This is a genomic window from Streptomyces incarnatus (genome assembly GCF_001027185.1).
In the GTDB taxonomy this organism is placed as follows: domain Bacteria; phylum Actinomycetota; class Actinomycetes; order Streptomycetales; family Streptomycetaceae; genus Streptomyces; species Streptomyces puniciscabiei.
In genome coordinates this window covers 6,283,708-6,307,045 of record NZ_CP011497.1, presented here as the reverse complement: position 1 = coordinate 6,307,045, position 23,338 = coordinate 6,283,708, and the positions used below count along the sequence as shown (strand labels likewise).

Genomic DNA, 23,338 nt, shown 5'->3' with positions numbered 1-23,338 from the left:
CCTGCTGGGCCTTCGTGCGTGCCGCGCTTCGTGTGTGCCGCGGCCTGGTGGGGTGTCAGCCGGCCAGGCAGGACGGGCCGAGCAGCACCTTCAGGTCACCGAAGAGCGCCGGGTCGGGCTTGACCCGGTGCCGGTCCAGGCGCAGCACGGTGGTCTTGCGCGGGCCCTGGAGTTTGATGCGGACCTCGCTGTCGCCCTTGTGGTGGCTGAGGATCTCACCGAGGCGGCTGACCATGGGCGGAGTGACCTTCACGGCCGGGATGGTGAGGATCACCGGCGCGTTGGTGCCCGCGTTGGACAGGTCCGGGACCATCAGCTCCATGGCGACGAGCCGGGGGATGTCCTCGCGCTTGTCGAGGCGGCCCTTGACGAACACCACGGCGTCCTCGACGAGTTGGGTCGAGATCAGCTGGTAGGTCGCCGGGAAGAACATGCACTCGATGGAGCCGGCGAGGTCCTCGACGGTGGCGATGGCCCAGGCGTTGCCCTGCTTGGTCATCTTGCGCTGCAGGCCGGAGATGATGCCGCCGATGGTGACGACCGCGCCGTCCGCGTGTTCGCCTCCGGTGAGCTGGGCGATGCCCGCGTCGGCCTTGTCGGCGAGGACGTGTTCCAGGCCGAAGAGCGGGTGGTCGGAGACGTACAGACCGAGCATCTCCCGCTCCTGGGCGAGCAGATAGGTCTTGTCCCACTCGTCGGTGGAGAACTCCACGTCGAGTCCGAAGCCGGGTTCGCTGCCGGTGTCCTCGCCCATGCCGCCGAAGAGGTCGAACTGCCCCTCGGCCTCCTTGCGTTTGACCGCGACCACGTTGTCGATCATCGGCTCGTACTGGGCCATGAGCCCCTTGCGGGTGTGGCCCATGGAGTCGAACGCGCCCGCCTTGATCAGCGATTCGGTGGTGCGCTTGTTGCAGACCACGGCCTCGACCTTGTCGAGGTAGTCGGGGAAGGAGGCGTACTTCCCCTTCGCCTTGCGGCACTTGATGATCGACTCGACCACGTTGGTGCCGACGTTGCGCACGGCGGAGAGGCCGAAGAGGATCACGTCGTCGCCCTGGGCGGCGAAGTTGGACTCCGACTCGTTGACGTTCGGCGGGAGGACGCGGATGCCCATGCGGCGGCACTCGTTGAGGTAGACCGCCGACTTGTCCTTGTCGTCCTTGACGGAGGTCAGGAGCGCGGCCATGTACTCGGCCGGGTGGTTCGCCTTGAGGAAGGCGGTCCAGTACGACACCAGGCCGTACGCGGCGGAGTGCGCCTTGTTGAACGCGTAGCCGGCGAACGGGACCAGCACGTCCCACAGGGCCTGGATCGCTTCGTCGCTGTAGCCGTTCTTGCGGGCGCCGGCCTGGAAGATGGTGAAGTTCTTCGCCAGTTCCTCGGGCTTCTTCTTGCCCATCACACGGCGGAGGATGTCGGCCTCGCCGAGCGAGTAGCCCGCGATGATCTGGGCGGCCTTCTGCACCTGCTCCTGGTAGACGATCAGGCCGTAGGTGACGTCCAGGACCTCCTTGAGCGGCGCCTCCAGCTCGGGATGGATGGGCGTGATCTCCTGCTGGCCGTTCTTGCGCAGCGCGTAGTTCGTATGGGAGTTCATGCCCATCGGGCCCGGGCGGTACAGGGCCGACACGGCGGAGATGTCTTCGAAGTTGTCCGGCTTCATCAGCCGCAGCAGCGAGCGCATGGGGCCGCCGTCGAACTGGAAGACGCCGAGGGTGTCGCCGCGCTGGAGCAGCTCGAAGGTCTTGGGGTCGTCCAGCGGGAGCGACAGCAGGTCGATGTCGAGGCCCTTGTTGGCCTTCACCATCTTGACCGCGTCGTCCATGATCGTGAGGTTGCGCAGGCCCAGGAAGTCCATCTTCAGCAGGCCGAGCGACTCACAGCTCGGGTAGTCCCACTGGGTGATGGTCACGCCGTCGGTGTGCCGGACCCAGACCGGGACGTGCTCGGTGATGGTCTCGCTGGACATGATCACGCCGGCCGCGTGCACACCCATCTGCCGCACCAGGCCCTCCACACCGCGCGCGGTGTCGATGACCTTCTTCACGTCCGGCTCGTTCTCGTACATCCCGCGGACCTCGCCCGCCTCGCTGTAGCGGGGGTGGGAGGGGTCGGTGATGCCGGACAGCGGGATGCCCTTGCCGAGGACGTCGGCGGGCATGGCCTTGGTGATGCGGTCGCCCATCGCGTACGGGTAGCCCAGCACGCGCGCGGAGTCCTTGATCGCGTTCTTGGCCTTGATGGTGCCGTAGGTGCCGATCATGGCGACCTTGTCGGCGCCGTACTTCTCGGTCACGTACCGGATCACCTCGACGCGCCGGCGCTCGTCGAAGTCGATGTCGACATCGGGCATCGAGATGCGCTCGGGGTTGAGGAACCGCTCGAAGATCAGGCCGTGCGGGATCGGGTCGAGGTCGGTGATGCCCATGGCGTAGGCGACGATCGAGCCGGCCGCGGAGCCCCGGCCGGGACCGACGGCGATGCCGTTGTTCTTGGCCCACATGATGAAGTCGGCGACGACGAGGAAGTAGCCGGGGAAGCCCATCGAGATGATGACGTCCATCTCGTAGTCGGCCTGCTTCTGGCGGTCCTCGGGGATGCCGCCGGGGTAGCGGCGCTCCATGCCGCGGCGGACCTCCTCCTTGAACCAGGTGACCTCGGTGTAGCCCTCCGGGATGTCGAACTTCGGCATGAGGTCGCGCTTCTCGAACATGCCGTCCGTGTCGACCATCTCGGCGACGAGCAGCGTGTTGGCGCAGCCCTCCTGCCAGGCGTCCGAGGAGTCGATGGCGTACATCTCGTCCGTGGACTTCAGGTAGTAGCCGGTGCCGTCGAACTTGAAGCGGTCCGGGTCGGAGAGGTTCTTGCCGGTCTGGATGCACAGCAGGGCGTCGTGCGCCCCCGCCTCGTGCGCGTAGGTGTAGTGCGAGTCGTTGGTGACCAGCGGCGGGATGCCGAGCTTCCGGCCGATCTCCAGCAGGCCGTCACGGACCCGGCGCTCGATCTCGATGCCGTGGTCCATCAGCTCCAGGAAGTAGCGGTCCTTGCCGAAGATGTCCTGGTAGTCGGCGGCGGCCTTCAGGGCCTCGTCGAAGTGGCCGAGGCGCAGCCGGGTCTGCACCTCGCCCGAGGGGCAGCCGGTGGAGGCGACGATGCCCTCGGACCACTGGGCGATGGTCTCCTTGTCCATCCGGGGCCACTTCTGCAGCCAGCCCTCGGCGTAGGCGTCCGAGGAGAGGCGGAAGAGGTTGTGCAGGCCGGTCTTGTTCACGGCCCACATCGTCTTGTGGGTGTAGCCACCGGAACCGGAGACGTCGTCCCGCTTCTGGTGCGGCTGGCCCCAGAGGATCTTGCGCTTGTTGCGCCGGGACTCGGGGGCGACATACGCCTCGATCCCGATGATCGGGGTGACTCCGGCCTTCTTCGCGGAGTGGAAGAAGTCGTACGCCCCGTGGAGGTTGCCGTGGTCGGACATGGCGATGTGCGTCATGCCCATCTCGTTGCAGGCGTTGAACATGTCCTTGAGCCGCGCGGCACCGTCCAGCAGCGAGTACTGGGTGTGGACGTGCAGGTGCGTGAAGGGCGGCTTTGACACGGTATGGCCTCCAACGGAAACACTCGGCGACGGGGCGGCGGACAGTTCTGGGGTCAGCGTCGAAGTCTATGCCTCGGCACTGACACTGGAAGCAGTTCCGTGGCGCGAAGCGCCTCGATGAGGGGTGGCGGTCGGGAGACGGGCGGGACTCATCCGCGTACCTTCGTGCGGGAACCGGGCACTCCCGCGTGGCGTCGCCCGTTGGAGACGGCAGAAACGCCGTCGTACAGGTCATGCACGTCAATGCACCAGTAAACGCACCAGGAGGCACCCAGCGATGTCGGTCCCCCAGCTCAAGGACGAGCAGCGCGGCGAGGAGATCCTCGCCGTCTTCGACACCGCCTTCGGCCGGCTCCTGGCCGCCGACCCGGCCGCGTTCCGGGTGAAGTTCCGGAAGATGGCGGCCTCGGCCTTCGCGTTCTACCGGGGCACGGCGTGCCTCTTCTACCACGACCTCGACGCGGAGAGGCGCGGTGGTCCATTTCTGGACGACCGCACCTCGCGCGTGTGGATCCACGGCGATCTCCACGCGGAGAACTTCGGCACCTACATGGACGCGGGCGGCCGCCTGGTCTTCAACGTCAACGACTTCGACGAGGCCTACGTCGGCCCCTTCACCTGGGACCTGAAGCGCTTCGCGGCCTCCATCGCGCTCATCGGGTACGCGAAGGCGCTCAGCGACGAGCAGATCACCGAGCTGGTGCGGACCTACGCGGGCGCCTACCGCGAGCGCATCCACGCCCTGGCCACGGGCGCGAAGAGCGACGAGGTGCCGCCGTTCACCCTGGACACCGCCGAGGGCCCGCTGCTGGGCGCCCTGCGCGCCGCCCGTTCGCTGACCCGCTTCGAGCTGCTGGACTCGATGACGGAGATCCGTGACTTCGAGCGCCGCTTCGCGCCGGGCGGCGGCTCCATCGAGCTGGACGCGGCCACCCGTTACAAGGTCCTCGCGGCCTTCGACGGCTATCTGGAGACCCTGCCGGACTCCTCCCTGGCCCGCCCGGACTCCTACCGCGTGAAGGACGTCGTGGGCCGCCGCGGCATCGGCATCGGCTCGGCCGGCCTGCCGTCGTACAACATCCTCCTGGAGGGTCACAGCGACGCCCTGGAGAACGACGTCGTGATCTACATCAAGCAGGCCCAGACCCCGGCCGTCTCCCGGCACATCACGGACCCGGCCATCGCCGGGTACTTCCAGCACGAGGGCCACCGCACGGTGATCTCCCAGCGCGCCCTGCAGGCGCACGCCGACCCGTGGCTGGGCTGGACCGAGCTGGACGGCGCCGGCCAGCTGGTGGCCGAGGTCTCGCCGTACGCCGTCGACCTGGACTGGGGCGACATCGACGACCCGGAGGAGATCGCGCGGGTCGTCGCCGACCTGGGCCGGGCCACGGCGACGATGCACGCGGCGGCGGACGACACCTCCGGGGAGTCCCTGGTGCCGTTCTCCACCGAGCGGGCCATCGACGCGGCCATCGCCGCCGACGAGGAGGGCTTCGCGCCCCTCCTGGTGGACTTCGCGCACGGCTACGGCGCACGCGCGCGTGCCGACCACCAGATCTTCGTCGATCTGTTCCGCAACGGCCGGATCCCGGGGCTGTAACCTTCACGCACTCACAGGCGCCCTTTAGGGGTCCCTTAACCGCGTACGTGTCACACTCTTCTCTCGCTATGGACATATCCGGGACCCAGCTCAGAGCCGTGCGCGCGGCGCTCTTCACGGCTGTCGTCGTGACGCTCAGCACCGCGTCGCACGTGCTGCTGTCCCGGGCACCGCTGCCGGTGGCGACCGTGTTCGCGGTCGCCACCGGGGTGTTCGCCACCGCCTATGCGCTGGCGGGCCGCGAGCGCGGCTTCGGCCGGATCGCGGCCCTGCTGATCCCGCTGGAACTGGCCGCCGACACGCTGTTCACCACCGGCCAGAACACCTGTTACGGCCGGGCGGGCGGCCCGGTCGCCGGGCCCCTGCACGCGTTCGGCTTCGACGTGCTGTGCCGGGGCGGCGCCGTCGGCTCCCCGCTGGCCCAGATGACCGGGGCCCACGGCCGCCCGGGAGCACTGCTCGCGCACGCCAGCCCGGCGGCCGCCTGGCTGCTGCTCGCCGCGCACGTCGGCGTGGGCCTGCTCGCCGCCGCCTGGCTGCGCCGGGGCGAGCGGGCGCTGGTGCAGCTGCTGCGCGCGGTCGCCGCCACCACCTTCCGGCCCCTGCTCCTCGCGGTCGCCGCGGCGACCGTCCGGCCGGCCCCGGTCCGCCGGCTGCCGCGCCCGGCCCCGCGCCGGGCCGCCGCCCGCGACCGGCTTCTCGTGCACTCCCTGGGACGGCGTGGACCGCCGTGCTCGCCGGCCCTTGCCGCCGCCTGAGCGGCGAGACCTGAGCACACCCAGTCCCCCACACGTATCCCGCGTACGGCATGTGCGCGTCCCACACGGAGATCACCAACATGAGCAAGCGGAACAGCCAGACGGCGAAGACGGCGGCCCGGGAGCGGCTGCGGCAGGAGCGCGAGCGGCAGGCCAAGCGCGACAAGGCCAAGCGGCAGGTCATCGTGGCCGCCTCGGTCGTGGCGGTGCTGGCCGCGGCCGGCGGCATAGGCTACGCCGTCGTCCAGGCGAACAAGCCCACCGGATGGGACGCCGCAAGGAACAAGCCGCTGGTCAAGCCGGGCAACACCACCGGCGCCGACGGCACGACCGTCGTCATCGGCAAGAGCACCGCCCAGAAGACCCTCACCATCTACGAGGACCCGCGCTGCCCGATCTGCGCCGACTTCGAGCAGAAGGTCGGACCGACGGTGAAGAAGGACGTCGACGACGGCAAGTTCAAGCTCCACTACGTCGGCGCCACCTTCCTCGACAAGAACCTGCCCGGGGTGGGCTCCAAGAACGCGCTCAGCGCCCTCGGCGCCGCGCTCAACGTCAGCCCGGAGGCGTTCCTCGAGTACAAGGCCGCGATGTACTCGACGAAGTGGCACCCGAACGAGACCGACGACAAGTTCAAGGACGACTCCTATCTGATCCAGATCGCCGACACGGTGCCCGCGCTGAAGGGCAACGCGGCCTTCCAGAAGGACGTCAAGAACGGCACCTACGACCGGTGGGCGCTGGAGGAGGCCAAGATCTTCGACAAGGACGGCATCAAGGGCACCCCGACCCTGAAGATGGACGGCAAGACGCTGACCGGCGCCGACGGCCAGAACCCGCCGTTGAGCACGGCCGAGTTCGACAAGGCCCTCGACGCGGCGCTCAAGGGCTGAGCCCGCCGGAATCCGGCCTTCCCGTGAAGAGCGGGCGAACATTGAGGGTTCGCCCGCTCTTCGCTGCGTACCGATCAGTAACCTGATCGGCCGTGACCAGTCGAAAAAGATCACTTCCGGCCACCGAAGGCCGCACTTCGTTCTCACCTCGCCGCCGTACGGTCGTCAAGGCCGCGGCGGCGACGGCTGTACTGGGCGGCCCGCTCGCCGCCTCCCTTCCGGCGCGCGCCGCCGACCAGGCCCCCGCCTTCCTGCACGGGGTCGCCTCCGGTGACCCGCTGCCCGACGGCGTCCTGCTGTGGACCCGGGTGACCCCGACCCCGGACGCGGCACCCGGCTCGGGCGTCGGCCCGGACACCGAGGTGAGCTGGGTCGTCGCCAGGGACAAGGCGTTCACCAGCATCGTCGCCAAGGGCTCGGTCACCGCGACGGCGGCCTCCGACCACACCGTGAAGGCCGACGTCCGCGGCCTCGCGCCGGCGACCGACTACTGGTTCCGGTTCTCGGCCGGCGGCACCGACTCGCCGGTGGCCCGCACCCGTACCGCCCCGGCGGCGGACGCGAACGTGCCGGGACTGCGCTTCGGCGTGGTCACCTGCGCCAACTGGGAGGCCGGCTACTTCGCCGCCTACCGCCATCTCGCGGCCCGCGGCGACCTGGACGCCTGGCTGCACCTCGGTGACTACATCTACGAGTACAAGTCCGGCGAGTACGCGGCGCGCGGCACGGTCGTCCGCCCGCACGCGCCGGCCAACGAGATCCTCACGCTCGCCGACTACCGGATCCGGCACGCGAAGTACAAGACCGACCCCGACCTCCAGGCCCTGCACCTGAAGGCGCCGGTCATCGCGATCTGGGACGACCACGAGTTCGCCGACAACGCCTGGTCGGGCGGCGCGGTCAACCACACCGATGGCGCCGAGGGCACCTGGACCGCCCGCAAGGCCGCCGCCAAGCAGGCTTACTTCGAATGGATGCCGGTGCGCCCCGCGATCGAGGGCACCACCTACCGGCGGCTGCGCTTCGGCAAGCTCGCCGACCTGTCCCTGCTGGACCTGCGCTCCTTCCGCTCCCAGCAGGCGTCCGCGGGCAGCGGCTCGGTGGACGACCCGAACCGGACCCTCACCGGCAGGGCCCAACTCGACTGGCTGAAGGCGGGGTTGACGGCCTCCGACACCAGGTGGCGGCTGGTCGGCAACTCCGTGATGATCGCGCCGTTCGTCATCGGCTCCCTCACCGTCGACCTGCTGGCGCCGCTCGCCAGGATGCTCGACCTGCCCCAGGGCGGCATCGGCGTCAACACCGACCAGTGGGACGGCTACACCCACGACCGCCGGGAACTCCTCGGCCACCTGCGCTCGAACGGCATCGGCAACACCGTCTTCCTGACCGGTGACATCCACATGTCCTGGGCCAACGACGTGCCGGTGGACGCGGGCACCTACCCGCTGTCGCCGTCGGCGGCCACCGAGTTCGTGATCACCTCGGTGACCTCCGACAACCTCGACGACATCGTCAAGGTGCCCGAGGGCACCGTCTCCGCCGTCGCCGCGCCGCTCATCGAGGCCGCCAACCGGCACGTCCACTGGGTGGACACCGACCGGCACGGCTACGGCGTGCTGGACATCACCGCCGACCGCGCGCAGATGGACTACTACGTGCTGTCCGACCGCACCGACCCGAACGCCACCTCGAAGTGGGTGCGCTCCTACCGCACCCGCAGCGGCACGCAGAGGGTCGAGCGGACCTACGACCCGGTGTAGCCGGCGGCTACCCGGACCGCAGGCTGTCGAGGAAGCCGAGCGCCACGCGCCAGGTGGCCTCGGCGGCCTCGGCGTCGTAGTCCGGGAGTTCCGGGTCGGTGTACAGGTGCCCGGCGCCGGCGTAGCGGTAGACCTCCACGTCGGCTCCGGCCCGGCCCATCTGCAGATACCAGGCGGTCAGCCAGTCGTCCGTCTCGAACGGGTCCGGCTCGGCCACATGCAGCTGCACCGGCAGCTCGTCCACCTGAGCGGTCGGCGCGATGTCCGACGTGCCGTGCAGAAGCAGCAGACCGCGCGCCTTGTCGTCGCCGAGGGCGAGGGTCTGGGCGATGGAGGCGCCGAGCGAGAACCCGGCGTACACCAGCCCGCGGTCCGAGTAGGGGGCCGCCGCCAGCACGGCCCGCTTCAGCAGCTCCTCCTTGCCGATCGACTCGTTGAACTCCATGCCCTCCTCGACGGTGTCGAACGTGCGCCCCTCGAAGAGGTCCGGCGTCCACACCTCGTGGCCGGCCGCGCGCAGCCGGTCCGCGGCCTCGCGCACCGCGGGCCTGAGCCCGTAGGTCGAGTGAAAAAGCATGATGTTCATGAGGCCATGGTGCCAGCCGGTGCGACACCGCCGGAGCCGCCGTACCCCGGAACACGCCGAACTCACATGTTCATGCCCGCACCGCACCGGTTAGGAGCGCAGGCATGGAGAACCTAGTCCGCCCTGTGATCGTGATCGGTGGCGCGGTGCTGCTCACGCTGGCGATCGGCTGGGCCACCGACCGGCTGCTGCGCAAGGCCGACGAACGCGACCACGACTCACCGCTGTGGGAGCTGCTGCGCCGCGGCCGCATCCCCTATCAGCTCGTGCTGTGCGCCGCCCTGCTCCGCGGGTCGTACGACCAGGCGAAAGTGCTGGAGCGGCACCAGGTCGGCATCGGCCGGGCGCTGACGCTGGTACTGATCGGGTCCGCCGCCTGGCTGGTGATCCGGATCGCCGCGGCGATCGTCGAGACCACCTACAGCCGTTACGCCCGCGCGCACCGGGACCCGGCCCGGGTGCGCAGGGTGCGCACCCAGGTGGAGCTGATCATGCGGGTGGTGTCCGCGATCGTCAGCGTCGTGGCCATCGCCGCCATGCTGCTGACGTTCCCGGCGATGCGCGCGGCGGGTGCCTCACTGCTGGCTTCCGCGGGCATCATCGCCGCCATCGCCGGTGTCGCCGCCCAGTCGACCCTGTCCAACATGTTCGCCGGGCTGCAGATCGCCTTCGGCGACATGGTGCGCATCGGCGACACGGTGGTGGTGGACGGCGAGTGGGGCACGGTCGAGGAGATCACCCTGACCTTTCTGACGGTGCGGACCTGGGACGAGCGCCGGATCACCATGCCGGTGTCGTACTTCACCTCCAAACCCTTCGAGAACTGGTCGCGGGGCACCCCGCAGATGACCGGCACCGTCTTCTGGCACCTCGACCACAGCGCGCCCATCGAGGCGATGCGCGAGAAGCTGCGCGACCTCCTGCGCGAGTGCCCCGCCTGGGACGGCCGCGCCTACGGCCTGGTGGTGACCGACAGCACGCCGAACACCCTCCAGGCGCGCGCGCTGGTGACCGCGAAGGACGCCGACGACATCTGGACGGTCCGGGTCACGGTCCGCGAGCAGATGATCGCCTGGCTGGCGAGGGAACACCCCTACGCCCTCCCGCGCGTCAACACCTCCGAGGCGGTGCCGCCTCCCCCGGAGCGAGTCAGTGTCCCCGCTCAGCACCGCCGTTCACCTGGACGACCTGAGAGGTGACATGCGCGGCGCCGGGCGAGGCGAGCCAGTGCAGGGTCGCGGCCACGTCTCCCGGTATCCCGGCGCGGCCGGTCGAGGTCTCGGCGATGAGCTGCGCCCGCCGCTCCGGCGCCGGGCCGTCGCCGAAGAACTCGGTGTCCTCGATGTAACCGGGCGCGACCACGTTCACGGTGATGCCGTGCGGTCCCAGCTGCCGGGCCAGATCGTGGGCGTACGGGTGCAGCGCGGCCTTGGACGCCGCGTAGGCGCCGCTGCCCGAACCGCGGTAGGCGGCGATGGACGAGAGGAACAGCACCCGCCCGCCCGGTTCGGCGAGCCGGTCCTTCAGGGCTTCGGTGAGGAGAGCGGCGGTCAGGGTGTTGAGCCGGAAGGCGTCGGTCCAGGCGTGGGCGACCTGTTCCAGGGGGTCGTCACCGCCGGCCGGCGGACGCCGGCCCCCGGCACCTCCCGCGCTGTGCACGAGCACGTCGACCGTGCCGAGTTCCCGGGCGACGAACTCGGCCACGCCCCGTACCTCCGCCGGCTCCGTCAGGTCCGCCGGGTAGGTGAGGCAGCCGGGCACCGCCGCCTTCTCCAGCACCTCCGCGCGCCGCCCCAGCAACAGCACCCGGTCGCCGTCCGCCGCGAACGCCTGGGCCGTCGCCAGCCCGATGCCCGTACCGCCCCCACTGATCACGATGTTGCGCGTCATGATCCGAGAGTAGGAGTGACAAGCAGATGATGCCAGGATTTATCCACAGGTCCGTCATTTTCATATGACTTTTCATGCACAGGGCTCAGTTCACCGCAGACTGCGCACGTCGAGATGCCTGAGCACCCGGTCCACGATCTCCGGATCCGCCCCCGGCTCGCTCCGCGCCGCCAGCACCTCGTGCCGCGCCGCGCTCAGCATCTCGTTCTGGATGTTGCGGATCCGCTTCAGCCGCTTGGCCCGCTGGTGCTGCGCGTCCCGCCGCTCCTTCTCCCCCATGTCCGGACTGATCCGGATCCCGATGTCGAAGGCACGCCGCAGCATCTGCTCGGACAGGTCCTCGGGCAGGTCCTCCACCTGTTCGATCTCCCGCAGCCTGCGCTTGGCCGCCTTCGCGGCCCGCACCGCCAGCTCCTTCTCGAACTCCTTCTCCCGCTCCGAGTCGGCCCGCACCCCGAGCCACCGCACGAGAGACGGCAGCGTGAGCCCCTGCAGGACCAGGGTGACGATGATGACCCCGAAGGCGATGAAGATGATCTCGTCCCGGTCGGGGAAGGGGGAGCCGTCGCCGGTCCTCAGCGGGATGGCCAGCGCCAGCGCCACCGAGGCCACCCCGCGCATCCCGGACCACCACATCACGACGGTCTCCCGCCAGCTGACCGGGATCTCCTCGTCGGAGTCCCGCCGCGCGTGCAGCCGCTTGGTCAGCCAGGTCGCGGGCAGCAGCCACAGCAGCCGTACGACGATCACCACGCCCACGACGGTGGCCGCCCAGCCGAGCAGTTCGCCCCACCGGCCCTGGGCCGTGCGGATGGCGTTGTGCAGTTCGAGGCCGATCAGCCCGAAGGCGACACCCGTGACGAGGGTGTCGATGATGTCCCAGAAGGTGTGCCCGGCCAGCCGGGTCATCACGTCGTCGGCGTCGGTGGCGTACTCGGCGAGGAACAGGGCCGTGGTGAGCACCGCGAGCACCCCGGAGCCGTGCAGCTTCTCCGCGAGCACGTAGGAGGCGTACGGCACCAGCAGGGTCATGCCGATCTGCAGGGTCGGATCGCCCAGCAGGTCCATGAGCCTGTTCGCGCCCCAGCCGAGCACCAGGCCCACGGCCACGGCGACGACGGCGGACAGCACGAGGTCCAGGCCGGCCCGCCACGCCGAGAACGAGCCGCTCACGGCCGCGGCGATCGCCACGTGGTACAGCACGATGGCGGTGACGTCGTTGAACAGCCCCTCGCCCTCCAGGATCGACACCAGGCGGCGCGGCAGCCCGAGCTGCCCGGCGACGCTGGTCGCGGCCACCGGGTCGGGCGGGGCGATCAGGGCGCCGAGCGCGACGGCGGCGGCGATCGGCAGCCCCGGCACGATGGCGCCGGCGACGAACGCCACGCACACCGTCGTCACGAACACCAGCGCGACGGCCAGCAGGAGGATCGGGCGGACGTTGGCCGTGAACTGCCGCCAGGAGGTGCGCCGTACGGCGGCGTAGAGCAGCGGCGGAAGCAGCCCGGGCAGGATCAGCTCCGGCGGGATGTCCACGTTGGGCACGAAGTCGGCCACCGCGAGAACGCCGCCGAACAGGGTCATCAGCACCGGTGCCGGCACCCTCAGCCGGTCCCCCACCGGGACGCTCACCAGCGCCCCGAGCAGCAGGACGAACAGCAGAGCCAACTGATCCACGGCCGGCGCTCCGGGGGTCGACGATCACACGGCAGGCCTCAAGCCTGCCATCCGACCGGCGCCGCCGCCCACCACCGAGGAGGCGCGGCGGCGCGGGTCCGCCGGGCGCTCGACAAGGCCTGCGGGGCGCTCGACAGCACCTCCGGAAGGCCTCCAGGGGTGCGGCTCGAAAAGCTACAGGGTGCGGCGCATCGCCCGGTGCGGGATGCCGGCGTCCGGGAACTCCGGACCGTACGCCGCATAGCCGAGGCGCTCGTAGAAGCCCAGCGCGTGGGTCTGGGCGTGCAGGTCCACCGCCGTGAGCCCACGCGCGCGTGCCGCGTCCTCGATGGCCCGCACCAGGGCCACCCCGACGCCCAGCCCACGGGCCGCGCGGGCGACGGCGAGCCGCCCCAGGGAGCCCACGGAGGGGTCCGCGCCGGTCTTCGCGACCGCGGCCTCGCCGTGCAGCAGGCGCCCGGTGCCGAGCGGCGCACCGTCCTCGCGGACCGCCAGCACATGCACGGCGACCGCGTCGTAGGCGTCGTACTCGATGCTCTCGTCGACGCCCTGCTCCACGACGAAGACCTCCTTGCGGACCGCGAAGCAGGCCTCGCGGTCGGCGGGGTCCTCGGCCACGCGGACGGTGTACGGCAGGCTCACGCGTACGTCTCCTCCCGGACCTGGTCGAGGGCCTTCTGCAGGTCCTCGGGGTAGGCGCTCTCGAACTCCACCCACTGGCCGTCCCCGGGGTGCTCGAAGCCGAGGCGCACGGCGTGCAGCCACTGGCGGGTCAGGCGCAGCCGCTTGGCGAGGGTGGGGTCGGCGCCGTAGGTGAGGTCGCCGACGCAGGGGTGGCGGTGGGCGGACATGTGGACGCGGATCTGGTGGGTGCGGCCGGTCTCCAGCTTCACGTCCAGCAGGGAGGCGGCGCGGAACGCCTCGATGAGGTCGTAGTGCGTCACCGAGGGCTTGCCGTCGGCGGTGACCGCCCACTTGTAGTCGTGGTTCGGGTGGCGGCCGATCGGCGCGTCGATCGTGCCGCTCGTGGGGTCCGGGTGGCCCTGGACCAGGGTGTGGTAGCGCTTGTCGACCGTGCGCTCCTTGAACTGGCGCTTGAGCGAGGTGTACGCCCGCTCCGACTTGGCCACCACCATCAGGCCCGAGGTGCCGACGTCCAGGCGGTGCACGATGCCCTGGCGCTCGGCGGCGCCGGAGGTGGAGATCCGGTACCCGGCGGCGGCGAGACCGCCGATGACGGTGGGGCCGCTCCAGCCCGGCGACGGATGCGCGGCCACGCCGACCGGCTTGACGATGACGACCACGTCCTCGTCGTCGTGCACGATCTCCATGCCCTCGACCGGCTCGGCGACCACCTGCACGGGCGCGGGCGCCTGCGGCATCTCGACCTCGAGCCAGGCACCGCCGGTCACCCGCTCGGACTTGCCGACCACGGCGCCGTCGACCTGGACCTTGCCGGCCGCGGCCAGCTCCGCCGCCTTGGTGCGGGAGAAGCCGAACATCCGGGAGATGGCGGCGTCGACGCGCTCACCCTCCAGGCCGTCGGGCACGGGCAGGGTACGGATCTCGGGAATCGTGCTCACCCGTCGAGTATGCCGGACGGGTGGAACCGGCCCGCACGAGCCTGTGGAAAACCGCCTGTGGACGCGCCGTCGGACGGCGCCGGCCTCAGTCCTTGTGGACGGTGCCGTCCGGGTCCAGGCCCCGGAAGGACAGCAGGACGATCAGTATCCCGCCGCACACGATCGCCGAGTCGGCCAGGTTGAACACGGCGAAGCCCTTGGGCGCGATGAAGTCCACGACCTTGCCCTCGAAGACACCGGGCGACCGGAAGATCCGGTCGGTGAGGTTGCCGAGGGCGCCGCCGAGCAGCAGGCCGAGCGCGATGGCCCAGGGGTAGCTGTACAGCTTGCGGGCCAGGCGGATGATCACCACGATCACGGCCGCGGCGATCAGGGTGAAGATCACCGTGAAGGCCGCGCCGAATCCGAACGCCGCGCCCGGGTTGCGGGTGGCGTTCAGCTCCAGCCAGTCCCCGACGAGCCTGATCGGCTCGCGGCCCTCCAGCTTGGCGACCACGAGCAGCTTGCTGATCAGGTCGAGGGAGTACGCGAACGCGGCCACCGCGAACAGCAGGGCGATCCGGCGGGCACGGTTGCCCCGCGCCTGTGCCCGGTCCCGCTGCTGGCCGCTGTCGTCCGGGGTGTCCGGCGTACCGATGACGCGCTCCGCCTCTGCCACGTGAGTCCCTCAACCTAGGTGCCTGACTGAGGACGAGACTACGGCACGGCCCCGCACACTCAGGAGCGGCGTTCCTGCTTCTGCTTGCACTCGACGCACAGCGTCGCCCTGGGAAAAGCCTGCATCCGGGCCTTGCCGATGGGGTTGCCGCAGTTCTCGCACAGGCCGTAGGTGCCGGCGTCCAGCCGCTCCAGCGCGTGCTCGTTCTGGACCAGCATCTCGCGCGCGTTGGCGGCGAGCGCCAGTTCGTGCTCACGGGTGATGTTCTTGGTGCCGGTGTCGGCCTGGTCGTCACCCGCGCCGTCCCCGGAGTCCCGCATCAGGCCCACGAGGGACGCCTCGGACGAGCTGATCTCGGCGCGCAGCCGCTCCACCTCGGACAGCAGTTCGGCACGGGCCTCGGCGACCTCCTCCGGGGTCCAGGGATCCTCGCCGGGGCGCACCGCCAGTTCGCCGGGCTCCGCCGCGGCGACCCGCGCCTTGGGAACGGCGGTCTCCGCCGTGGCCGTGCCAGGAGTCTTCTTCGCAACCACTGTCGTGGCTCCCGTCTGCTTCGCGGCCCGCGCCGCGCCCGCCTTCTTGGCCCTGCTCGTGCCGGCCGCCTCCGGGGAGACGCCCGCCGCGGCCGCCTTCCGGCCGCCGGCCTTCCTGGCCGGCGTCTTCCTGACGGCCGTGTCCTCCACCGCTCCCTTCGCCGCCGGCGTCTTTCCGCCGGTCTTCCCGGCCGCCGCCTTCGTCTCGCCCGCCGCCTTCTTCGGGACCAGCGTCCCGTCGCCGGCCGCGTCCTGGGCGAGGGCCTTCCCGACCTGGGCTTCCTCGGTCGCTGTCCGCTTGGCCGGGGCGTCCTTGGCGGCGGCCTTCCCGGCAACCGCCTTCTTGCCTGCCACCGGCACTCCGTCCGCCTTCCTGGCAGCTCCAGCCCGCTTCTTTCCGGCCGCCTTCTCGACGACCGTTCGCTCAACCGCCTCCCTCGCCGGAGCCTTCTCGGCAGCCGTCCGCTTGGCCGAGGCCTTCTTGGCAGCCGTCTTCTTGGCGGCCGTCGTCCTGACGGCTGTCTGCTTGGCGGCTGCCTGCTTGGCAGCCGTCTCCCTGGCAGCCGTCTCCTTGGCCGAGGTCTTCTTTGCGGCCGTTCTCCCGGCGGCGGCCGGCTGCCGCGTGGCCGCATCCTTCGCGGCCGCATCCTTCGTGGTCGCCTCTTTCTCCGCCGTCGTCCCGGCGGCCGGCTCCGTGCCCTTTCCCCCGGTGCCCTTCCCCCCGGGCACCCTCTTCTTCCCGGCCATCCCCTTGGCCGCACCGCCGGAGGCAGCCGCGCCGGAGGCGGTCGCACCCCCGCGCCGGCCGGTCGCCGGCTGCTGTACGGCGGTCCTTTTCGCCACCATGGCCGCGACCCCTTCACATATTGTGATGTTGCTCGCGAATCGTGCTGGGACGATAAATCGACTTGAGTCCCGCGGCAACGGGGCACACCGCCCGATTCGCCCGCCCGCACCCCCGCTCAGCGGGCCTGCATCCGTTGTGCCCAGCTCCCTGCTGGGTAATCCGCCCGGCCCGGCCTGCCTGGACCCGAGCGCCCGCCCCCTGGCCATTCGGGTCATCCGGGAGCGTCCCGCGGCCGGCGGACGCACCGCACGGAAATCCGGTCGGCCGCTGTCCGCGCGGCGCCGTACACTGGGCGGAGCGAAAAGCGTGGATGGGGACGAGTAGCGGCGTACGCAGCCCAGAGCGACCCGGGGACGGTGTGAGCCCGGGGGTGAGCGCGACGTGAAGATCACCCCGGAGCCGCCGGAAGAAAGCCGCAGCCGCAAGGCCAGGGCGAGTAGAACCGGCTTCGCGACCCCAATGAGGGGGCTCACCGGCGCGTACGGCGCGACGGCGGGCCAAGGAGGGTGGTACCGCGGGAGCGCGCCGCACACGGCGTAGACAGGATCGAAGGCTCTCGTCCCTCCGACGGAAGGCAGCAAGTCCGTTGGAGGATGCTCGCAGATGACAGCGCCGACGTACCGCCAGGTGCCCGCACAGGTCGACCTGCCCGCTCTTGAGCACGCCGTGCTCGACTTCTGGCGCGAGCAGAAGATCTTCGCCAAGAGCCTGGAGCAGTCCGAGGGCCGCCCGGAGTGGGTGTTCTACGAGGGCCCGCCCACCGCCAACGGCATGCCCGGCGCCCACCACATCGAGGCGCGCGTCTTCAAGGACGTCTTCCCGCGCTTCCGCACCATGCGCGGCTACCACGTGGCCCGCAAGGCCGGCTGGGACTGCCACGGCCTGCCCGTGGAGCTCGCCGTCGAGAAGGAGCTGGGCTTCTCCGGCAAGCAGGACATCGAGGCGTACGGCATCGCCGAGTTCAACGCCAAGTGCCGCGAGTCCGTGACCCGGCACACCGACGCCTTCGCCGAGCTGACGACCCGCATGGGCTACTGGGTCGACCTGGACGACGCCTACCGGACCATGGACCCCGAGTACGTGGAGTCGGTCTGGTGGTCGCTGAAGGAGATCTTCACCAAGGGCCTGCTGGTCCAGGACCACCGCGTCGCCCCCTGGTGCCCGCGCTGCGGCACCGGCCTGTCCGACCACGAGCTGGCGCAGGGCTACGAGACGGTCGTCGACCCCTCCGTGTACGTCCGTTTCCCGCTCACCTCCGGTCCGCTGGCCGGCGAGGCCGCGCTCCTGGTGTGGACGACGACCCCCTGGACCCTGGTGTCCAACACGGCGGTCGCCGCGCACCCCGAGGTCACCTACGTCGTCGCGACCGACGGCGAGGAGAAGCTCGTCGTCGCCGAGCCGCTGCTCGCCAAGGCGCTCGGCGAGGGCTGGGAGGCCACGGGCCAGACCTTCACCGGCGCCGAGATGGAGCGCTGGAACTACCAACGTCCGTTCGAGCTCGTCGAGTTCCCGGAGCCGGCCCACTACGTGGTGAACGCCGACTACGTGACGACCGAGGACGGTACGGGTCTGGTCCACCAGTCCCCCGCCTTCGGTGAGGACGACCTCAAGGTCTGCCGTGCCTACGGCCTTCCCGTCGTGAACCCGGTCCGCCCCGACGGCACCTTCGAGGAGGACGTCCCGCTGGTCGGCGGCGTCTTCTTCAAGAAGGCGGACGAAAAGCTCACCGAGGACCTCCAGCAGCGCGGCCTCCTCTTCAAGCACGTCGCGTACGAGCACAGCTACCCGCACTGCTGGCGCTGCCACACCGCGCTGCTCTACTACGCACAGCCCTCCTGGTACATCCGCACGACGGCCGTCAAGGACCGCCTGATCCAGGAGAACGAGAAGACCAACTGGTTCCCGGAGACGGTCAAGCACGGCCGGTACGGCGACTGGCTGAACAACAACATCGACTGGGCGCTGTCCCGCAACCGCTACTGGGGCACCCCGCTGCCGATCTGGCGCTGCGAGGACGACCACCTCACCTGTGTGGGCTCCCGCGCGGAGCTGACCGAGCTGACCGGCACCGACCAGTCGGGCCTCGACCCGCACCGCCCGTACATCGACGAGGTCACCTTCGCCTGCCGTCACGACGGCTGCGGCAAGACCGCCACGCGCGTGCCCGAGGTGATCGACGCCTGGTACGACTCGGGTTCCATGCCGTTCGCGCAGTGGGGCTACCCGTACAAGAACAAGGAGCTGTTCGAGAGCCGGTACCCGGCTCAGTTCATCTCCGAGGCGATCGACCAGACCCGCGGCTGGTTCTACACGCTGATGGCCGTCGGCACGCTGGTCTTCGACAAGTCGTCGTACGAGAACGTCGTCTGCCTGGGCCACATCCTGGCCGAGGACGGCCGCAAGATGTCCAAGCACCTCGGCAACATCCTCCAGCCGATCCCACTCATGGACCAGCACGGCGCGGACGCGGTCCGCTGGTTCATGGCGGCCGGCGGTTCCCCGTGGGCGGCCCGCCGGGTCGGCCACGGCACCATCCAGGAGGTCGTCCGCAAGACCCTGCTGACCTACTGGAACACGGTGGCCTTCCAGGCGCTGTACGCCCGTACGTCCCAGTGGGCGCCCAGCGCGGCGGACCCGGCGCCGGCCGAGCGCCCGGTGCTGGACCGCTGGCTGCTGTCCGAGCTGCACGCGCTCACCGACCAGGTGACGCAGTCCCTCGAGGCGTACGACACCCAGCGCGCCGGCAAGCTGCTGTCCGCGTTCGTCGACGACCTGTCCAACTGGTACGTCCGCCGTTCGCGCCGCCGCTTCTGGCAGGGCGACAAGGCCGCGCTGCGCACGCTGCACGAGGTGCTGGAGACGGTCACCAAGCTGATGGCGCCGATCACCCCGTTCATCGCCGAGCGGGTGTGGCAGGACCTGGTCGTGCCGGTGACCCCGGGCGCGCCCGAGTCCGTGCACCTGGCCGCCTGGCCGGAGGCGGATCTCGCCGCGATCGACCCGGAGCTGTCGAAGCAGATGGTGCTGGTGCGCCGGCTGGTGGAGCTGGGCCGGGCCACGCGCGCGGAGTCCGGCGTCAAGACGCGTCAGCCGCTGTCCCGCGCGCTGATCGCGGCGACCGGCTTCGAGTCCCTGGACACCGAGCTGCACACCCAGATCACCGAGGAGCTGAACGTCTCCTCGCTGGCCTCGCTGTCCGAGGTGGGCGGCAGCCTGGTGGACACGACGGCCAAGGCCAACTTCCGTGCGCTCGGCAAGCGGTTCGGCAAGCGGGTGCAGGACGTGGCCAAGGCGATCGCCGCCGCCGACGCTGCCGCGCTGTCCCTGGCGCTGCGGGCGGGCACGGCCTCCGTGGAGGTCGACGGTGAGACGGTCACCCTCGCCCCGGACGAGGTGATCATCACGGAGACCCCGCGCGAGGGCTGGTCGGTGGCCTCCGACTCCGGTGCCACGGTGGCGCTGGACCTGGAGATCACCGAGGAGCTCCGGCAGGCGGGCCTGGCGCGTGACGCGATCCGGCTGATCCAGGAGGCCCGCAAGAACAGCGGCCTGGATGTGGCCGACCGGATCGCTCTGCGCTGGGCGTCGACCGACCCCGCGGTGGTCGCCGCGCTGGCCGAGCACAGCGAGCTGATCGCCGAGGAGGTCCTGTCGACCGACTTCCAGCAGGGCGAGGGCGACGACGGCTTCGGTGAGCCGTTCACCGACGAGGGACTGTCTCTCACCTTCCGGCTGCGGAAGGCGTAGCGGAAGGCGTAAGCGCCGAGCGGTGCGAGAAGGGCCCGGTCTCCATCACGGAGGCCGGGCCCTTCTCGCACGGGCGAGTGACGCAACCCGCGTAAAAAGGACGGGCCCCCTGGACCGAAGTCCAAGGGGCCCGCCCTGTTGAGCGCTGCCGACGCCGTTGTCGTACTAGTGCCCGGTGCTCAGTTGTCGTCCTCGTCGATCAGGAACCCGCGCATCGGCGAGGGTGCCTGGCCCATCGGGGACGGGCCCTGCGGGCGGACCGGGGCCATGGGCTGGGTCATGGCCGGGGTCATCTGCTGCTGGCCGCCGTAGGACGGGGCGGACGGAGCGGGGTTGCCGCCCATCGTCTGGTTGCCGCCGTAGGACGGGGCGCTCGCGCCGGCCGGAGCCATGGAGGGCGCCGGGGACGGCGGCAGCGACGCGGTGGCCGGGGTGCGCGGCGGGGCCAGGGAGTCGTCGGCCTGGGTCTCCAGCTGGCGCAGCTGGGACTCGAGGTACGACTTCAGGCGCGTGCGGTACTCGCGCTCGAAGCCGCGCAGGTCCTCGACCTTGCGCTCCAGCGTGGCGCGGGCGGACTCCAGGGAGCCCATCGCGACGCGGTGCTTCTCCTGCGCGTCCCGCTCCAGGGCGTCGGCCTTGGCACGGGCGTCACGCTCCAGACCCTCGGCGCGGCTGCGGGCCTCGCCGACGATCTTGTTGGCCTCGGAGCGGGCCTCGGCGATCGCCTGGTCGGCGGTCTGCTGGGCCAGCGAGAGGACTCGGGCGGCGCTGTCGCCACCGGGGCCCTGACCGGGGCCGCCCATCGGACCGCCCATGGGGCCGCCCATCGGACCGCCCATCTGCTGCATGGGCGGCTGGCCGCCCATCGGGCCCTGACCCATCGGACCCTGGCCCATCGGGCCGGGACCCTGCGGGCCGCCCTGACCGCCGGGACCGGCGGGCAGCTGCGGGGCACCGCTCGGCAGCTGGGGCGGGCCTCCCATGGGGCCGCCCATCTGCTGCTGCGGCGGGCCCGATATGCCGGCGGGCACCGGGGCCCCGGGACCTCGCATGCCCTGCTGCTGCGGGTGCTGCTGCTGGTCCTGCTCCGGCGGGCCCTTGCGCATGTTCTGCTGGTTCTGCGCGGCCGCACGGGTCGCCGCGGCCAGCTTGGCGCGCAGGTCCTCGTTCTCGCGGAGCAGACGGGTCAGTTCGGCTTCGACCTCGTCGAGGAAGGCATCGACCTCGTCCTCGTCATAGCCTTCTCGGAGGCGGACGGTCGTGAACTGCTTGTTCCGCACGTCCTCGGGGGTCAACGGCATCTCTTCACCTCAACGTAGTCATCGGCAGTCGGCAAGACCGTATCGTCCACCCTCATCACATGAAGCTCCCCGTGATGGAGAGGAGGATGTAGACGATGATCATCAGTACGAAGAAGGACAGGTCGAGCGCCACGCCCCCGAGACGCAGCGGCGGGATGAACCGCCGCAGAAGCTTCAGCGGTGGATCGGTGACAGTGTAGGTGGCCTCCAGTACGACCACCATCGCCTTGCCGGGTTGCCACGAGCGGGCGAACTGGAACACATAATCCATGACCAGCCGGAAGATGAGCACGGCGAGGAACACCAGCAGCGCGGTGTGGACCACCGTGACGAACACGCTCATGGCCTGCGCTTCCCTCTCCCCTGCTCCATGCTCTTGCGAGCTCTTCCGAACTTCGATCCGGTTGTGCGTCTCAGCTCTGGTTGAAGAACCCGCCCTCTGCGATGCGGGCCTTGTCCTCCGCCGTGACATCGACGTTAGCAGGAGACAACAGGAACACCTTCTGCGTCACCCGCTCGATGCTGCCGTGAAGACCAAACACCAAACCGGCCGCAAAGTCGACAAGTCGCTTCGCGTCTGTGTCATCCATCTCAGTCAGATTCATGATCACCGGGGTGCCCTCACGGAAGTGTTCCCCGATGGTACGGGCTTCGTTGTAGGTCCGGGGGTGAAGCGTGGTGATCCGGTAAGGCTCTCGCTCGGACACAACCTTGGGCATGATCACCGGTGCGTTCTTCTCGAGGGACTGACGTTCTTGTGTGATGGATGCCACGGGCGCGATGCGCGCCGGACGTCCGGATTCCGCCGCGAGGGCCGTCGAACGGACCACCGGCTCGCGCGGCGCGGGCGGTTGCACGATTCGCACCTCTTCGTCCCTTTGGGACTGATGTGCGCCGTGCGATTGGTGTGACGATTCGTGCCGTCGATGATCCCGCTCGGGTTCCGGGTCCAACTCGGGCTCGAAGTCGTCGTCGGGGTCGAATCCGCGGCCGTCGTACCCATCGTCCTCCACGAGGCCGAGGTAGACCGCCATCTTGCGCATCGCGCCGGCCATGCTCTGAGTCCTCCGCTCTGTGGTGGATCGGCTGACGACTGCCAAGTGCCCGCGATCCACGAGGTCGTTGCGCCCGCCTTCACGGGCACTGACCATATTTTCTGCTGTGGTCCGACTTCTTGGCGACGTTACCCGAGCCTGGGGCGGACTCCGAGTACCGCAGTGCCGACGCGCACATGTGTCGCCCCGGCTGCCACGGCCTGTTCGAGGTCCGCACTCATCCCTGCCGACACCATGGTTGCAGCCGGATGGGCTCGGCGCAGGTCGGTCGACAAATCCATGAGGCGCTCAAACGCCGCCTGTTCGCGTCCCGCGTACTCGCCGGTGAGCGGAGCGACCGTCATCAGGCCGTCGAGCCGCAGCCCCGGCGCCCCGCCGACGAGGTCGGCCAACTCTTCGATTCCGCCCGGGGCCACGCCTCCGCGCTCGCCTCTGCCGCTCTCCCCGGCGTCGAGCGCGACCTGGATGAGACACCCCACCTCGCGGCCCGCCCGCACGGCCTCCTTCGACAGGGCTGTGACGAGCCTGGGACGGTCCACGGACTGCACCACATCCGCGTAACCGACCACGGAACGGACTTTGTTGGTCTGCAACTGACCGACAAAGTGCCATTTGAGGGGCAGATCCGCACATGCCGCGGCCTTCGGTGCCGCGTCCTGGTCGCGGTTCTCGGCGACATGACGCACACCGAGTTCCGACAGGATCCGCACATCGCTCGCCGGGTAGGTCTTGGTGACCACGATGAGGGTCACCTCCTCCCGCTTGCGCCCGGCCGCCACACACGCGGCGGTGATGCGCTCCTCCACTTTCGCCAGGTTTGCGGCGAGTTCGGTCTTACGGTCCGTCATG

General features: G+C 70.2%; 18 protein-coding genes. 6 read left to right on the top strand and 12 right to left on the bottom strand.

Annotated features, from left to right (window positions below; genetic code table 11):
* Positions 1–55: 55 nt before the first annotated feature.
* A complete protein-coding gene (dnaE, locus tag ABB07_RS28475) occupies positions 56–3,595 on the bottom strand; it encodes a DNA polymerase III subunit alpha (RefSeq protein ID WP_208901389.1) in 3,540 nt (1,179 codons plus the stop codon).
* A gap of 277 nt (positions 3,596–3,872) precedes the next feature.
* Between dnaE and ABB07_RS28470 the strand changes: the two genes are divergently transcribed.
* The 4 genes from ABB07_RS28470 (at position 3,873) to ABB07_RS28455 (ending at position 8,612) form a co-directional block, all read left to right on the top strand.
* Entirely contained in the window at positions 3,873–5,198 is a 1,326-nt protein-coding gene (locus tag ABB07_RS28470) for a DUF2252 domain-containing protein (RefSeq protein WP_208901388.1), read from the top strand.
* A gap of 68 nt (positions 5,199–5,266) precedes the next feature.
* On the top strand, positions 5,267–5,956 hold the full coding sequence (locus tag ABB07_RS28465) for a hypothetical protein (RefSeq protein ID WP_208901387.1): 690 nt from the start codon (positions 5,267–5,269) through the stop codon (positions 5,954–5,956).
* Between the two features lie 80 nt (positions 5,957–6,036).
* Positions 6,037–6,849, top strand: a complete 813-nt coding sequence (locus ABB07_RS28460; protein WP_208901386.1) for a DsbA family protein — start codon at positions 6,037–6,039, stop codon at positions 6,847–6,849.
* Between the two features lie 92 nt (positions 6,850–6,941).
* Positions 6,942–8,612 carry an alkaline phosphatase D family protein gene (locus tag ABB07_RS28455; RefSeq protein WP_208901385.1) on the top strand — a complete coding sequence of 557 codons (1,671 nt, stop codon included), beginning with the start codon at positions 6,942–6,944 and terminating at the stop codon, positions 8,610–8,612.
* A 7-nt stretch (positions 8,613–8,619) separates the two neighbouring features.
* On the opposite strand, the gene ABB07_RS28450 is transcribed toward ABB07_RS28455, so the two are convergent.
* On the bottom strand, positions 8,620–9,198 hold the full coding sequence (locus tag ABB07_RS28450) for a dienelactone hydrolase family protein (protein ID WP_208901384.1): 579 nt from the start codon (positions 9,196–9,198) through the stop codon (positions 8,620–8,622).
* A gap of 104 nt (positions 9,199–9,302) precedes the next feature.
* Here ABB07_RS28450 and ABB07_RS28445 point away from each other — a divergent pair, with 104 nt between their 5' ends.
* Positions 9,303–10,397 (top strand): mechanosensitive ion channel family protein, encoded by a 1,095-nt coding sequence (locus ABB07_RS28445; protein WP_208901383.1) that lies wholly within the window; start codon positions 9,303–9,305, stop codon positions 10,395–10,397.
* Here the strand turns inward: ABB07_RS28445 and ABB07_RS28440 are convergent.
* From ABB07_RS28440 to ABB07_RS28415, 6 genes are all read right to left on the bottom strand, one after another.
* Positions 10,348–11,088, bottom strand: coding sequence for an SDR family NAD(P)-dependent oxidoreductase (locus ABB07_RS28440; protein WP_208901382.1), 741 nt, complete (start codon positions 11,086–11,088; stop codon positions 10,348–10,350). The two genes, ABB07_RS28445 and ABB07_RS28440, sit on opposite strands and share 50 nt — an antisense overlap.
* A 90-nt stretch (positions 11,089–11,178) precedes the next feature.
* Entirely contained in the window at positions 11,179–12,765 is a 1,587-nt protein-coding gene (locus ABB07_RS28435) for a Na+/H+ antiporter (RefSeq protein ID WP_208901381.1), read from the bottom strand.
* Positions 12,766–12,939: 174 nt separating this feature from the next.
* Positions 12,940–13,407, bottom strand: a complete 468-nt coding sequence (locus ABB07_RS28430; protein WP_208901380.1) for a GNAT family N-acetyltransferase — start codon at positions 13,405–13,407, stop codon at positions 12,940–12,942.
* A complete protein-coding gene (locus ABB07_RS28425; RefSeq protein ID WP_208901379.1) occupies positions 13,404–14,348 on the bottom strand; it encodes an RluA family pseudouridine synthase in 945 nt (314 codons plus the stop codon). The genes ABB07_RS28430 and ABB07_RS28425 overlap by 4 nt, the downstream gene beginning before the upstream one ends.
* A gap of 85 nt (positions 14,349–14,433) precedes the next feature.
* Positions 14,434–15,006 (bottom strand): signal peptidase II, encoded by a 573-nt coding sequence (lspA, locus tag ABB07_RS28420; RefSeq protein ID WP_208901378.1) that lies wholly within the window; start codon positions 15,004–15,006, stop codon positions 14,434–14,436.
* Between the two features lie 59 nt (positions 15,007–15,065).
* Positions 15,066–16,385 (bottom strand): TraR/DksA family transcriptional regulator, encoded by a 1,320-nt coding sequence (locus ABB07_RS28415; protein WP_208901377.1) that lies wholly within the window; start codon positions 16,383–16,385, stop codon positions 15,066–15,068.
* A gap of 604 nt (positions 16,386–16,989) precedes the next feature.
* Here ABB07_RS28415 and ileS point away from each other — a divergent pair.
* A complete protein-coding gene (ileS, locus tag ABB07_RS28410; RefSeq protein ID WP_208901376.1) occupies positions 16,990–20,133 on the top strand; it encodes an isoleucine--tRNA ligase in 3,144 nt (1,047 codons plus the stop codon).
* Between the two features lie 179 nt (positions 20,134–20,312).
* Here the strand turns inward: ileS and ABB07_RS28405 are convergent, their stop codons facing one another.
* The 4 genes from ABB07_RS28405 to ABB07_RS28390 form a co-directional block, all read right to left on the bottom strand.
* The gene (locus tag ABB07_RS28405; protein WP_208901375.1) at positions 20,313–21,434 is read right to left on the bottom strand and encodes a DivIVA domain-containing protein; all 1,122 of its coding nucleotides are present in this window, start codon (positions 21,432–21,434) and stop codon (positions 20,313–20,315) included.
* A gap of 55 nt (positions 21,435–21,489) precedes the next feature.
* On the bottom strand, positions 21,490–21,777 hold the full coding sequence (locus ABB07_RS28400) for a YggT family protein (RefSeq protein WP_055707297.1): 288 nt from the start codon (positions 21,775–21,777) through the stop codon (positions 21,490–21,492).
* 70 nt (positions 21,778–21,847) lie between these two features.
* A complete protein-coding gene (locus ABB07_RS28395) occupies positions 21,848–22,489 on the bottom strand; it encodes a cell division protein SepF (RefSeq protein ID WP_055707298.1) in 642 nt (213 codons plus the stop codon).
* Positions 22,490–22,617: 128 nt separating this feature from the next.
* Positions 22,618–23,337 carry a YggS family pyridoxal phosphate-dependent enzyme gene (locus ABB07_RS28390; protein WP_208901374.1) on the bottom strand — a complete coding sequence of 240 codons (720 nt, stop codon included), beginning with the start codon at positions 23,335–23,337 and terminating at the stop codon, positions 22,618–22,620.
* Position 23,338: the final 1 nt, after the last annotated feature.